Raw genomic sequence first — 12,739 nt, 5'->3', positions numbered from 1 at the left:
GTCGTCATCGGCGGTATCCTGGAAGTCGTCGTGGCGCTTGCCTGCGTCGGCACGGCGGTCGTGCTCTACCCGGTTCTCAAAAGGCGCAGCCCGGCTCGCGCGCTGGGGTTCGTCGCCGCCCGGACTGTGGAGGCGGGCGGCATTCTGATCGGCGTCGCCGGGCTGCTGACTTTGCTGACCCTGCGGCGGAACGGCACCGGGACCGATGGTGCCGGGCAGGCCCTGATCGCCTTCTACGATTCCGTTTTCATCGTCAGCCAGGGCCTCATTCCGGCCGTCAGCGCGGTGCTGCTCGGTTCGCTGCTCTACCAGACCCGGCTCGTTCCGCGGGTTCTTCCCGTGCTGGGGCTGATCGCGGCGCCGCTGGTGGCCGCGTCCGTGGGCGGGGTCCTGTTCGGCGCCTGGGATCGGATGTCGCCGGTGGTGGCCATCGCGGCTCTGCCGATTGCCGTGTGGGAGTTCTCGCTGGGCGTCCGCCTGGTCGTGAAGGGCTTCTCAGCGCAGGGTCAGGCCCTCGCCGGCCACGGAGTCGACGGCGCCGGTCCACCAGCAGGCGATGCCGTTGACGTAGAGGCACGGGGCCTGGGCCGTGATGTCGTCGCGGAGCGCGGCTAGGTCGGCCCCGGGCATCAGCAGGCGGACCACCCGGCCGTCGGACAGGGGCAGGTCCCAGCCGAAGCGGCCGTCGCGGTCGGCCTGCGGGTCGCGCACCGGATCGCCGGCCAGGTGGGCGACCCGGCGGCGTACCGGAACCTCGTCCATCTCGGCGGCGCGCCGGCTCACCTCGGTCAGGAAGACCTCGAGGTTGGCCTCGGCCAGGTCGAGCCGGGCGCCTTCGATCGGTGCGGTGCCCGGATTGATCATGCGATGACGGTAGGAAGCTAACGCCGCGGCCGGAGGCGGGTCGGGCCGCGGTCACCCGCTCGGTATCAAGCCGCGGCGCGTTCGGCGTCGCTGCGCAGGATGCAGAATTCGTTGCCCTCAGGGTCGGCCAGCACCACCCAGCCGGCGCCGCCGGGCTCGCGGCGGTCGGCCACGACGGTGGCGCCGTGGTCGATCAGGCGAGCCAGTTCCTCGTCGCGGGTGCCCTCGGCCGGACGCAGGTCGAGGTGGATGCGGTTCTTGACCTGTTTGGTGTCGGGCACCTCGATGAACAGCAGGCGGTGGCCGCCGTCGGGGGAGTAGATCATGCATTCCTCGTGGCCGGGCTCGTTCGGGTCGGCCGGGTCTTCGTGATAGTCGAGGACTGCCTGCCACCAGCGGGACAGGGCGTAGGCGTCGGCGCAGTCGATCGTGGTGTGCGAGACGTACGAGGTCATCAACCGATGTTCTCAGAGCGGTAGGCCACGCCGGCGGTGAGAACGCCGTTGTCGGCGGCGGCGTAGAACATCTTGCGGCCTCCGCTCACCGGCGTGCCGTAGCTGGCGAAGAGGCCGTTGCCGGCGGCCCGGCACGAGTCGCGCACCTCATCGCGTGCCGGGTGCTGCACCACACGCACCGCCCAGTCGGCCAGCGTGTCGCACGCCGCCGGTTGGTCCACCGTGGTCGTCCAGGTCGCGGTGAAGCCGGCGTCGCCGGGCAGGATGCCGACCAGGACGCCCTGGCGGCTCTCGGTTTTCCCGGTCTGGCCGTCTTGGGGCAGCAGAGAGACGGGCTCGGTGCTCGCCCAACCGGCTGGGCCGCCGATGGCCAGGACACTGCGCAGAGCTCTCTCGGTCCGCGGATTGCCCGGGCGTGGCCACAACCACACGGCCAGCCCGGCGGCGATGACCAGCACCACCGCGAGGGCGATGATCAAACGGCCGGCCGCCGGTTGTTTCGTCGTCGCATCGATCGACATGCCTGCATGGTGCGCCCGCCACGCAACCTACCGGCCGAGCCAAGGGCCGGTCACGCTCTCCGGGTTCGCGGCCACCTCGGCCGGGGTGCCCTGGGCGACGATGCGGCCGCCGGCCGGGCCGCCGGTCGGGCCCATGTCGATGAGGTGGTCGGCCGCGGCCAGCACGTCCAGGTCGTGATCGATGACGACGATCGTGGCGCCCGCATCGAGCAGGCGGTCGAACACCCCGACCAGTGTGCGGATGTCGACCGGGTGCAGGCCGGTCGACGGCTCGTCCAGCACGTAGAGCACGTCGCGCTGGCTGCTGCGCAGGCGGGCCGCGATGCGCAGGCGCTGCGACTCGCCGCCGGACAGGGACGGGGTCGGCTCGCCCAGGCGCAGATAGTCGAGACCGACGTCCAGGATCGGCCGCAGCGGGCGGACGATCGCCGGCACATCCGCGAAATGGTCCAGCGCCTCGCGCACAGTCAGGGTGAGCACGTCGGCGATGGTGCGGTCGTCCACGCGTACGGAAAGGGTTTCGTCGTTGAATCGGGCCCCGTGACACGTGGGGCATTCGACGTTGATGTCGGGCAGATACTGCACGTCCAGATCGATCGAGCCCAGCCCTTTGCAGGTCGGGCACTGACCGTCCTTGGTGTTGAAAGAGAAGTGCCCGGCCGGCCGGCCCGACGCCGCGGCGAAGTGGGCGCGAATGGCGTCGAAGGCTCCCGAGTACGTGCTGGGAGTGGACCGCGCGTTCAGGCCGATCGGCGTCGCGTCGATCTCGACCACCTGACGCAGCGACCCGAGATCGAGCGACTTCACATGGGCCGGAAGCGCCTTTCCGGCCAGCGAAGCGCGAGCGGCCGGCACCAGGCTGTCGAGCACCAGAGAGGTTTTGCCCGCTCCCGACGGCCCGGCCACTCCGGTCAGCCGATTGACCGGGAACGACGCCTTCACGTTGTGCAGATTCCACAGCCGGCCGACGTTGATCTCGATTTTCGACGGCGACAACGGCCGGGGTGGCCGCGTAACCGCCGGCTTTCCGGCCAGGTACGGCCCGATGATCGAACGCCGATCTCGAGCGACAGAATCAGGCGGCCCCTGAGCCAGAATCGTCCCGCCCAGCCGCCCCGCACCCGGCCCCATTTCGATGATCCAGTCGGCCGTGCGAATCACGTCCAGGTCGTGTTCGACGATGACCACCGAATTGCCGTTGCCGGCCAGCGCGGCAATGGTCTTCCGCAGCCCTTCGACATTGCTCGGGTGCAATCCCACCGACGGCTCGTCGAGCACATAAAGCATGCCCGTCGTGTTCGAGCGCACCGTCGACGTCAGCTCGATCCGCTGCCTTTCCCCGGTCGAGAGCGTCGCCCCCGCCCGGTCGAGCCCCAGATACCCGAGCCCGAGATCCAGCAGCGGCGCGATCGCCCCGGTCAGCTCGCCGATCAGCCCGGTCGTCAGCCGGTCCAACTCGGCCGGCATCAGCGGGGTCAGCCCGCCCGCGAACTCCACGAGGTGGTCGAGGTCGAGCGCGCTGATCTCGGCCAGATTGCGCCCGTTCAGCCGCGAGGTCAGCGCCTCGGGCCGCAGCCGCGAGCCGTGGCAGACCGGGCACGTGTGCGAGTTCAGATACTTGCTGTTGTCCGACCGCTGGGCGGCGGTCACCGCATTGTCGTACGAGACGTTGAGCTGCACGGGCCGGCCGTTGCGCCCGGAGACGGTCACCATCTGCTTCACCGGCTCGCCATTCATGACGAGCTCCTTCTCGCGGCGCGAGAGTTTCCCGTACGGAACATCGAGCCGCACGCCGAGCTCGCCCGCCGCGTACATGCTGAGCCGGCGTCCACCGACGTTCCACGGCAGCACGGCGCCCTCGGCGATCGTCTTCGCCGGGTCGGGCACCAGCGTCGCCGGATCGACCTCGAACACCGTGCCCAGACCCTGGCAGCGCGGGCAGGCCCCGTACGAGTTGAAGGCGAACGACTCGGCCCCGGGCGCCTCGAACCGGATGCCGCAGGTCGGGCACTGGATCTCCATGGCCTGGGTGGCGATCGTCGGCGGCACGTCGTGCCCGTTGGGGCAGCGGTGGGTGCCGAGCCGCGACATGGTCAGCCGCAGCACGTTGAGCACTTCGCTCATGGTGCCGACCGTGCTGCGCGGCCCTGGGACCGGCGGACGCTGGCGCAGGGCGAGGGCCGGCGGCAGATTGTCGATGCGGTCGGCGTCCGGCCGCTGGGCCTGGGTGAGCCGCCTGCGACTGTACGTGCTGAGCCCCTCGAGAAACCGGTGCAGGCCCTCGGCGTACAGCGTGCCCATGGCCAGCGACGTCTTGCCCGACCCGGAGACGCCGGCGATCACGACCGTGCGCCACAGCGGCACGTCCACGTCGAGGTCGCGCAGCGTGTTGTGCCGGACGCCGCGCACCTGGATGGCCCGGGGCAGCGAGTCAGGCGGCGGCGGAATCTTGGAGGGCGCCATAGCTACCGTTCATACCGCGATCGGCCCTCCGCGCGGCCGTTTCTTGCGTCACAGCCGGGCCGCCACCGCCAGAAATCGGTCGTCGGCATCGTCGTACGAGGTCAGGCTCCAGCCTGCCCCGGTGAGCAGCGGGCCCAGGTTCTTCTCGTCCAGCGGCTCGTCCGCGGTCAGCTCGCGGCCGTGCCGGGCGGCCAGGGTCGCGCGGCCGGTGGGATGGAACAGCACCAGGCGGCCGCCGGGCCGGGTGACCCGGGCCAGCTCGGCCAGGCCGGCCGCCGGGTCGGGCAGGTGGTGCACCAGGCCGGCCGCGAAGACCACACCGGCCGTGGCGTCGGGCAGGGGCAGGTGCCGGGCGTCGGCCTGGATCAGCGCGGCCGCCTGGTTGCGGCCCTTGGCCCGGGCCTCGGCCAGCATGTCGAGCGTGCAGTCGAGGCCGATCACCCGGCCGGACGGGCCGACCGCCGCGGCCAGGGCCGGTAACGCCCGGCCGGTGCCGCAACCCACGTCGAGAGCCACGTCGCCGGGCTCCGGCCCGGCCGCCTCGACCGCCATCGCGTACGCGGGAAGGTCGTCGCCGAATTTGGCGTCCCAGCCCGCCGCCCGGGGCGCGAAGAACGCCTGGCTCTCGGACAGGTGCCAGCGGTCGGGGTCGGCCAGTCGCGGGTGCAGCTGCCGGATCACCGGCCACTGCGGATCGTTGTTGTCGATCACGACCTGGGCCCGCTGCTCGCCCGCCCCGGCCGGACCGCGGCCGCCCGAGCGCAGATAGACGATCACCCGGTCGGCCGCCGGCTCGAGCACGTTGAGCGCCGAGTCGAACATCCCGCCCGACGGGCCGGTCAGCCCCAGCACCGCGTCGACGTTCCAGGCCCGGGCCGAGGGCGGGAACGCCGCCGCCAGCCGCGCCGCGAACCGGGTGGCAGCGCCGTGGTCGCCGCCGTCGACGATGACGGTGAGCGGCGCGCGGGGCGTGAGGATCTCGGCCAGGAACGCCGTGACCTCGGTGACTCGCTGGGACACGCCCTCCAGCATGCCGTCGCCGATGTGAGCTCGGCAACGGTTCGGCATCTGCGAGCCCGATCGAGTTCTCACCCTCGCAGATGCGGCCCTAGGGTGATCTCGTGACGACATACCGCATCGGCGAGGCGGCCGAACTGCTCGGCGTCAGCGTGGACACGGTCCGGCGCTGGGTCGACGCGGGCAAGCTGCCGGCCGGCCGCGACGACCACGGCCACCGCCACGTGGCCGGGGCCGACCTGGCCGCGTTCGCCCGCTCGATAGCCGACGAGCCGGACCCCGGCATGGGCCGCTCGTCGGCCCGCAACCGGCTGCGCGGCATCGTCACGGCGATCGCCCGCGACTCGGTGATGGCTCAGGTCGACATCCAGGCCGGCCCGTTCCGGGTGGTGTCGCTGATGAGCCGCGAAGCGGTCGACGAACTGCAGCTCGAGGTGGGTTCGACGGCGGTCGCCGTCATCAAGTCGACCACTGTGGTCGTGGAGCGAGGAGACGACAAGTGAAACGCGCACTCATCGGTTTGGCGCTGGTCGCAACGCTCGCAGCCTGCGGCGGTCAGGCGGACGACGCGGGCAGTCCGTCGAGCGGCGGCAGCGCCTCGGCCGGGGCCACCGGTTCGCTGACGGTTCTGGCCGCGGCGTCCCTGACCGAGTCGTTCGACAAGATCAAGGAAGACTTCCAGGCCCGCAACCCCGGCGTGCAGGTCACCATCTCGTACGGCGGAAGCTCCGGCCTGGCCCAGCAGATCACGTCGGGCGCCCCGGCCGACGTGTTCGCCGCGGCCAGCCCGGCCACCATGAAGACGGTCGTCGACGCGGGCGACGCCAACGGCGAACCCACCGTGTTCGTCAAGAACCAGCTGGTCATCGCCACCGCCAAGGGCAACCCGAAGGGCATCAGGACCCTGGCCGACCTGAAGAACCCCGACCTCAAGGTTGCGCTCTGCGCCGAGCAGGTGCCGTGCGGCTCGGCCGCCAAGAAGGCGATCGAGGCGGCCGGCGTCGACGTCAAGCCGGTGACGCTCGAGCAGGACGTGAAGGCCGCGCTGTCGAAGGTGAAGCTGGGCGAGGTCGACGCGGCGCTGGTCTACCGCACTGACGCCAAGGCGGCCGCGGCCGACGTGGACGGTGTCGAGTTCCCCGAGTCGGCCGGCGCGATCAACGACTACCCGATCGTCACCCTGAAGAACGCGCCCAACCCGGCCGCGGCCGCCGCGTTCGTCGAGTTCGTGCAGACCGAGCCCGAGATGAAGATCCTCACCGACGCAGGGTTCCAGAAGCCCTGAACAAGTTCCGCATCCCACTCGCCCTGGCCGTTCCGGCGGTGCTCGGCCTGGCGTTCCTGATCCTGCCCCTGGCCGGGCTGCTGATCCGGGCGCCGTGGTCGACGCTGCCGGAACGCCTCACCGAGCCGGGCATCCTGGCCGCGCTGCGCCTGTCGCTGCTGACCGCGAGCCTGGCCACCGTGGTGTGCCTGATTCTGGGTGTGCCGCTGGCCTGGGTGCTGGCCCGCGCCGAGTTTCCCGGCCGGCGGCTGGTGCGCGCGCTGGTCACCGTGCCGCTCGTGCTGCCGCCGGTCGTCGGTGGCGTGGCGTTGCTGCTGGTCTTCGGGCGGCGCGGGCTGGTGGGCGAGTGGCTCGACCAGACGTTCGGCGTGAGCCTGCCCTTCACCACGGCCGGCGTGGTGGTGGCCGAGGCCTTCGTGGCCATGCCGTTCCTGGTGATCGCCGTGGAAGGGGCGTTGCGCGGGGCCGATTCCCGCTACGAAGAGGCAGCGGCCACGCTCGGCGCCACCCGGTGGACGGCCTTCCGGCGGGTGACGCTGCCGCTGATCGCGCCCGGGGTGGCGGCGGGGGCGGTGCTGTGCTGGGCGCGGGCGCTCGGCGAATTCGGTGCGACGATCACCTTCGCGGGCAACTTCCCCGGCCGTACGCAGACCATGCCACTCGCCGTCTATCTGGCCCTGGAACAGGACGTGGACGCGGCGATCGTGCTCAGCCTGGTGCTGCTGGCCGTCTCGGTGGGGATCCTGGCCGCCCTGCGCGACAAGTGGGTGGCGGCATGAGCCTCCTCGCTCACCTGGTTGTCCGGCGGGACGGATTCTTGCTCGATGTCGAACTGACAGCCGAGCCGGGCGAGGTGGTGGCGCTGCTGGGCCCGAACGGCGCCGGCAAGACGACGTCGCTGCGCGCGCTGGCCGGTCTGCTGCGGCTCGACGACGGGCAGATCGAGCTCGACGGCGTACGGCTCGACCCGCTCGCCCCCGAGCAGCGTCGCATCGGCGTCGTCTTCCAGGACTATCTGCTGTTCCCGCACCTGAGCGCGCTCGACAACGTCGCCTTCGGGCCGCGCTGCCGTGGCGTGCCGCGCACCGAGGCCCGGCAGCAGGCCCAGGGGTGGCTGGCCCGGGTGGGCCTGGCCGATCACGTACGCAAGAAGCCGCGCCAGCTCTCCGGGGGTCAGGCCCAGCGGGTGGCCCTGGCCCGGGCGCTGGCCGGTGAGCCGAGAATGCTGCTGCTCGACGAGCCTCTGGCCGCCCTCGACGCCCGTACCCGCCTCGACACCCGGGCCCAGCTGCGCGGTCACCTGGCCGCCTTCCCCGGCGCGACCGTGCTGGTCACCCACGACCCGCTGGACGCCCTGATGCTAGCCGACCGCCTGGTCATCATCGAGGACGGCCGCGTGGTGCAGACCGGCGACGCCGCCACCATCACCGCCCAGCCCCGCACGGACTACGTGGCCCGCCTGGTCGGCCTGAACCTCTACCGGGGGCAGGCTTCCGGTTCCCGCGTACGCCTGCCCGACGGCTTCGAGCTGGTCACGGCCGGGGCCTCGCCGGAAGCGGGCGAGGTCTTCGTGGCCTTCCCGCCGTCGGCTGTCGCGCTCTATCCGGCCCGCCCCGACGGCAGCCCTCGCAACACCTGGCCCGCCACCGTGAGCATGGTTTCCCGCCAGGGCGACGCCCTGCGCATCGAGCTGACCGGCCCGGTGCCGGTGGCCGCCGACATCACCCCCGCCGCCGCCGTCCACTTAGGTCTGGAACCGGGCCGCGAACTATGGGCCACCGTGAAGGCCACTGAGGTGCGAGCCTACCGGGCATGACCTTCCCGGCAGAACTGGTTCACCAGGCGTTCGTGGCCACCCCGCTGACGCAGCAGACGGCTGTCCTGGACTACGCCGCCTACATGGCCAGCCCCGACGTGATCCGGGTGCACAGCGACGGCCGCTGGCCGGTCGACGGCTTCACCCTGGAGGACGACCGCCAGCAGGTCGCCCAGCACGAGGCCGACCACCGGGCCGGCCGCTCCTTCGCATTCGCCCTGCTCAACCCGGTCCGCGACGAATCGCTCGGCTGCCTCTACCTGAACCCCCTGCAGTCCTACCTGCAACGAGCCGGCGCCGACGACGAAACCCGAGCCCGCTACCCGGCCGACGCGGCGATGGTCACCTTCTGGCTCCGCCAGGACCGGCAGCACACCGACCTGGCCACCACCGTGGTCGAAGCGGTCACCACCTGGCTGCCGGGCACCCATCTGTGGCGATGCCTGCCCGCCGAGCATGCCTCGCGCCAAGCCCTCGAAAGCCTGAACCTCCACCCGGTGACCCTGAACCTCGTCACCGAGAAACGCCCCTATCTTTGGTTCCAAGCATGACGAAGTTGAGCTGGGTCAACGTCTACCCGCCGACCGGCCATCCGGATCAGCTGTGGCTGGACCATCCCGACGAGGACGCGTTCGCCCGGAGCAGCCGGTCGGTCTGCGAGCTGTACACCGAAGCCGTCCGGGCCGCCCGGATAGAGGCGCGGCACTCCGAACTGCGGTTGTTCTGCCTGCGCGAGGAAGGCCGGGACGACGTACTGGTGGAAGTCGACACCGACCGCGGCGAGGGGTTCGAGGGCGGAACGGTGACCCTGCCGCCGGGTGTGGCCGAGCTGCCCGCCCCGGTGCGGGCGGCGCTGGCGCTCGAGGTCGTGCACGCGGCCGCTGTCCGGCTCGGCCAGGACCGCGGCTGGGATCTCGCCGCGCTCGCCCAGGCGCGGCAACATGTGCTGGACAACCGGCTGCGCTTCCGGTGGGAAGGCCCGCCAAAGGTCAGCCCGGACCGCAAGCTCACCGCCGCCCCGGTCTTCGTCCTGCACGACGACGGCTACGGGCGGGTCACCGTGCAGATCCGCGCCCGCGACGACGGCCGCCTCGTCGCCGTGTCCGAGCCGGCGCTGGCCTTCAGCACCTCGGCTGGGTTCGCGCGCAGCGCGCGGACGCTGCGCTGGCGCGGTTCGCAGGCGGTCGAGATGACACCGTACGAGGGTCTGTCGGCCGGCTTCGGCGGGCACACCATCTGGCGTGACAGCCGCGGCCGGCTCACCCTCGATGTCGACGCCGGGATCCCCACGCTCGCTTCCGATGACGACCCTGACGTGGCCGCGGCTCTGAGCGCGTCGCCGGCCGTGGTCGTCAGCACCTACGCCGAGCGGGAGCCACTGTGGATGCACATCAGGCTCTCCGACACCGAGAATCTGCACCGCCTGACGGAAGCCGACTACGAGTACGAGATCATCCAGGTCGACCTGGGCGAACTAGCCAACGAGTCAGCCGAGTGGCGCGCCTGGTGGCAGCTCAGCGGCCTGGCCGAGCTGGAAGTCGACATGCATTCACCTACGGCCGCCCCGAATACGAGAGGCCCACCAAGTTCCGCAAGCATCGCGGCCGCCTCCGCATCACCGGGTCACGCTCGCATCCCGGCTTCGCCAGCGACGAGGGGACACCGCCGCGCGGCCAGGCCCGGGACGACATGCAGGCCCTCATCGACCTCGCCGGCGAGCGGCTGGGCCTGCCGCCCGCCCCGCGCCTACCGCAGCTGCCCAAGCCGTCACCCGACCAGATAGCCCGCCAGCACCGCGACTGGCCCTGAACGGGTCACGGCCGCGCGTACCGGGAGGCGCGGTCCTGCCCGGAGATGGCGGCGATGGCGTCCATGACGGCGTCGGTGGCGATCCGCCGTGTCCGGGCGTCGGCGGGGTCGCCGTCGAGTGCCACCGCCCGGCCGAAGGTCACGCGGACCCGGGCCGGTCGGGGAAGGAGCCGCCCGGGTGGCAGGACCCGGTCGGTGCCGGACATGGCGACCGGGACGACCGGCGCGCCGGAGGTCAGGGCCAGCCACGCCACTCCGGTCCGGCCGCGGTACAAGCGACCGTCAGGGGACCGGGTGCCCTCCGGGTAGATGCAGAGGATCCGGCCGTCCTTCAGCACCTGCAGGCATGCGTCCAGAGACGCAACCGCGGCCCGCTGGTTGTCCCGGTCCACGGCGACCTGGCCGCTGGCTCTCATGAAACGCGAAGTGAGCCGGCCGGTGAAGTACTCGGCCTTGGCCATGAACGTGACCGGGCGGGAGAGGGCCAGCGGCAGAAAGGTGGAGTCGGTGATGGACAGGTGATTCGAGGCGAGCAGCACAGGCCCGCTCCCGGGGACGTTCTCCGCGCCGTCGGTCCGCAGCCGGACAGCGGCGCGCAGCGGGGGGCCCAATGCCGCCCTGAGGAAGGCGGTCAATTGACGATCGCCGCCCGGCGCGCACGGATCGCCTCGACGACGGCTGGGGGTGCGGTGGCCGGGCTGCCGGCTCGGTAGGGCGGCTGGGGATCGTACTCGTGGGCCAGTTGGATGCTCTGCGCGACGAAATCGCCGGCTATGCGGCCGGCGAGGGCGAAGGCCAGGTCGAGCCCGGCCGAGACGCCGGCCGCGGTGACGTACTTGCCGTCGAAGACGACGCGCTCGGGGGTGGGAATCGCGCCGAGCGGCACCAGGTCGTCGTGGCGCAGCCAATGGGTGGTGGCGCGGCGACCGTTCAGCAGGCCGGCCGCGGCCAGCAGGAGCGAGCCGGTGCAGACCGAGGCGGTCCAGGTGCTGTGCTGGTCGGCGGCGCGCAGCCAGCGCCGGACGGGCCCATCCGCCATGTGCGCGTTCTGGCCCGGGCCGCCGGGAACGACTATGACGTCCGGGCGCGGAACGTCGGCCAGGGCCGCATCGGCGTACAGGCGCAGGGAACCGACCTCGTTGGCGACCGGGCCGGGTCGTTCGGCCACGAAGGTGGTCTCGGCGCCGGGCAGGTGACTGAGGACGTCGTACGGGCCGGTCACGTCGAGTGCGGTGAACCGGTCGAAGAGCAGGAACGCGATCCGCATCAAATCTCCCCTTCAGAAACGGCGCCGGTATTCGCCGGGCGGAACCCCGAGCACGCGGACGAAGGCCCGCCGCAGCGCCTCGCTCGTGCCGTAGCCGCAGCGCCCGGCGATCCGGTCGACGGTGTCGTCGCCTTCCTCCAGCAGGCGGCGGGCCGCCTCCAGCCGTACGCGATCGACGTAGCGGCCCGGGGACTCGCCGACCTCAGCCGTGAACGCCCGGGCGAACTGCCGAGGGGACAGGCTCGCCCGCCGAGCGAGCTCCGCGACACTGAGGTCGGCCTGCGGGTTGTCGGCGATCCACCGCTGCACCTCGCGCAGGCCGGGACGGTCGGCCAGCTGGGCCGAGAGCTGGGCGCTGAACTGCGTCTGGTTGGCCGGGCGGCGCAGGAACATCACCAGGTGCCGGGCGATGGCCAGCGCGACGTCGCGGCCACGATCCTCCTCGACCAGGGCCAGTGCCAGATCGATGCCGGCGGTCACCCCGGCCGAGGTGGCGATCGGGCCGTCCCGGACGAAAATCGGCTCCGGGTCGACGCGGATGTCGGGATACCGCCGGGCCAGCGTGCCGCAGTACCGCCAGTGGGTGGTGGCCCGGCGCCCGGCCAGCAGTCCGGCCTCGGCCAGCAGGAACGCTCCGGTGCAGACCGACACGGTCCGCCGCGCCCGCGAACCGTGTACCCGCAGCCAGTCGACAACCGCCGGGTCGAGGTCGCGGGTGCCCTCGCCGCCCGGCACCACCACCGTGTCCGGCGCCCCCACGCCCGACAGATCCACGTCGGGGATGAGGGTGAGGCCGCTCGAGGCGCGAACGGCCGTGCCGCCGGGAGCCGCCGTCGTCACTTGGTATGACGCGCCGGCGAACACTTCCAGCGGCCCCGTCACGTCAAGACTCTGCACACCCGGGTACAGCAGGAGCACAACGTCGCGGCCGGCCATGCCGATCAGCCTGCGCCCCGGCGGCGACGGCAGCAACGTCGTAGAACCCACCTTTTACGCCACGGCACTGCGCGGCGACCCGCTGCGTCAGTAGCGGCGCTTGTTCTGCAGGCGGGTGAAGAGGCTGCGCAGGCGGCGCTGGTTCTCGGGCTTGGCCAACTGGCGGCGGCCCTGGTCGACCAGCCGCTGACCCTGCGGGCTGCGTAGGAAAGCCTGAACTCGCTGGGCAAGCTTCGCCATGGTGGTGGTTCCTCCTCGGGTTGCGGGGTCTCCAGGAATACCCGGCCGGCGCCGCCTCGAAGCCGG

Annotated in this window: 16 protein-coding genes; 7 read left to right on the top strand and 9 right to left on the bottom strand. The window is 71.9% G+C overall.

Annotated elements, in window-relative coordinates:
* The first annotated feature begins 6 nt into the window (after positions 1–6).
* Positions 7–615, top strand: a complete 609-nt coding sequence (locus tag OWR29_RS18135) for a DUF4386 domain-containing protein (RefSeq protein WP_267564435.1) — start codon at positions 7–9, stop codon at positions 613–615.
* On the opposite strand, the gene OWR29_RS18130 is transcribed toward OWR29_RS18135, so the two are convergent.
* The 5 genes from OWR29_RS18130 to OWR29_RS18110 form a co-directional block, all read right to left on the bottom strand.
* Positions 496–864 (bottom strand): hypothetical protein, encoded by a 369-nt coding sequence (locus OWR29_RS18130; protein WP_267564078.1) that lies wholly within the window; start codon positions 862–864, stop codon positions 496–498. The genes OWR29_RS18135 and OWR29_RS18130 overlap by 120 nt on opposite strands.
* Before the next feature lie 65 nt (positions 865–929).
* Positions 930–1,319, bottom strand: coding sequence for a VOC family protein (locus OWR29_RS18125; protein WP_267564077.1), 390 nt, complete (start codon positions 1,317–1,319; stop codon positions 930–932).
* On the bottom strand, positions 1,319–1,840 hold the full coding sequence (locus OWR29_RS18120; protein WP_267564076.1) for a hypothetical protein: 522 nt from the start codon (positions 1,838–1,840) through the stop codon (positions 1,319–1,321). The genes OWR29_RS18125 and OWR29_RS18120 overlap by 1 nt, the downstream gene beginning before the upstream one ends.
* Before the next feature lie 27 nt (positions 1,841–1,867).
* Entirely contained in the window at positions 1,868–4,303 is a 2,436-nt protein-coding gene (locus OWR29_RS18115) for an excinuclease ABC subunit UvrA (protein WP_267564075.1), read from the bottom strand.
* A gap of 48 nt (positions 4,304–4,351) precedes the next feature.
* Entirely contained in the window at positions 4,352–5,323 is a 972-nt protein-coding gene (locus tag OWR29_RS18110) for a class I SAM-dependent methyltransferase (protein WP_267564074.1), read from the bottom strand.
* A 101-nt stretch (positions 5,324–5,424) separates the two neighbouring features.
* Between OWR29_RS18110 and OWR29_RS18105 the strand changes: the two genes are divergently transcribed.
* From OWR29_RS18105 to OWR29_RS18080, 6 genes are read left to right on the top strand one after another with little or no spacing between them, the layout of a single operon-like run.
* Positions 5,425–5,823: a TOBE domain-containing protein gene (locus OWR29_RS18105; RefSeq protein ID WP_267564073.1), complete on the top strand. Its 399-nt coding sequence runs from the start codon at positions 5,425–5,427 to the stop codon at positions 5,821–5,823.
* On the top strand, positions 5,820–6,605 hold the full coding sequence (gene modA, locus OWR29_RS18100; RefSeq protein ID WP_267564072.1) for a molybdate ABC transporter substrate-binding protein: 786 nt from the start codon (positions 5,820–5,822) through the stop codon (positions 6,603–6,605). The genes OWR29_RS18105 and modA overlap by 4 nt, the downstream gene beginning before the upstream one ends.
* Complete coding sequence (locus tag OWR29_RS18095) at positions 6,602–7,384, top strand: ABC transporter permease (RefSeq protein ID WP_267564433.1); 783 nt, start codon at positions 6,602–6,604, stop codon at positions 7,382–7,384. The genes modA and OWR29_RS18095 overlap by 4 nt, the downstream gene beginning before the upstream one ends.
* Positions 7,381–8,421 carry an ABC transporter ATP-binding protein gene (locus tag OWR29_RS18090; RefSeq protein WP_267564071.1) on the top strand — a complete coding sequence of 347 codons (1,041 nt, stop codon included), beginning with the start codon at positions 7,381–7,383 and terminating at the stop codon, positions 8,419–8,421. The genes OWR29_RS18095 and OWR29_RS18090 overlap by 4 nt, the downstream gene beginning before the upstream one ends.
* Positions 8,418–8,972 (top strand): GNAT family N-acetyltransferase, encoded by a 555-nt coding sequence (locus OWR29_RS18085; protein WP_267564070.1) that lies wholly within the window; start codon positions 8,418–8,420, stop codon positions 8,970–8,972. Before OWR29_RS18090 ends, OWR29_RS18085 begins: the two co-directional genes overlap by 4 nt.
* Positions 8,969–10,204: a hypothetical protein gene (locus OWR29_RS18080; protein WP_267564069.1), complete on the top strand. Its 1,236-nt coding sequence runs from the start codon at positions 8,969–8,971 to the stop codon at positions 10,202–10,204. Before OWR29_RS18085 ends, OWR29_RS18080 begins: the two co-directional genes overlap by 4 nt.
* Before the next feature lie 31 nt (positions 10,205–10,235).
* Here OWR29_RS18080 and OWR29_RS18075 read toward each other — a convergent pair whose 3' ends face one another.
* The 4 genes from OWR29_RS18075 to OWR29_RS18060 all read right to left on the bottom strand — a co-directional run bounded on the left by OWR29_RS18075 (position 10,236) and on the right by OWR29_RS18060 (position 12,673).
* The gene (locus OWR29_RS18075) at positions 10,236–10,841 is read right to left on the bottom strand and encodes a lysophospholipid acyltransferase family protein (protein WP_267564431.1); all 606 of its coding nucleotides are present in this window, start codon (positions 10,839–10,841) and stop codon (positions 10,236–10,238) included.
* A 20-nt stretch (positions 10,842–10,861) separates the two neighbouring features.
* On the bottom strand, positions 10,862–11,497 hold the full coding sequence (locus OWR29_RS18070) for a DJ-1/PfpI family protein (RefSeq protein WP_267564068.1): 636 nt from the start codon (positions 11,495–11,497) through the stop codon (positions 10,862–10,864).
* A 12-nt stretch (positions 11,498–11,509) separates the two neighbouring features.
* Positions 11,510–12,433 carry a GlxA family transcriptional regulator gene (locus OWR29_RS18065; protein ID WP_267564067.1) on the bottom strand — a complete coding sequence of 308 codons (924 nt, stop codon included), beginning with the start codon at positions 12,431–12,433 and terminating at the stop codon, positions 11,510–11,512.
* 87 nt (positions 12,434–12,520) lie between these two features.
* Positions 12,521–12,673 carry a hypothetical protein gene (locus OWR29_RS18060; protein ID WP_267564066.1) on the bottom strand — a complete coding sequence of 51 codons (153 nt, stop codon included), beginning with the start codon at positions 12,671–12,673 and terminating at the stop codon, positions 12,521–12,523.
* Between the last annotated feature and the right edge of the window lie 66 nt (positions 12,674–12,739).

Source organism: Paractinoplanes pyxinae, from assembly GCF_026626335.1.
Classification (GTDB): Bacteria; Actinomycetota; Actinomycetes; order Mycobacteriales; family Micromonosporaceae; genus Actinoplanes; species Actinoplanes pyxinae.
Note: the sequence above shows the minus strand (reverse complement) of the source record. Positions and strands in the feature narration are given on the sequence as shown.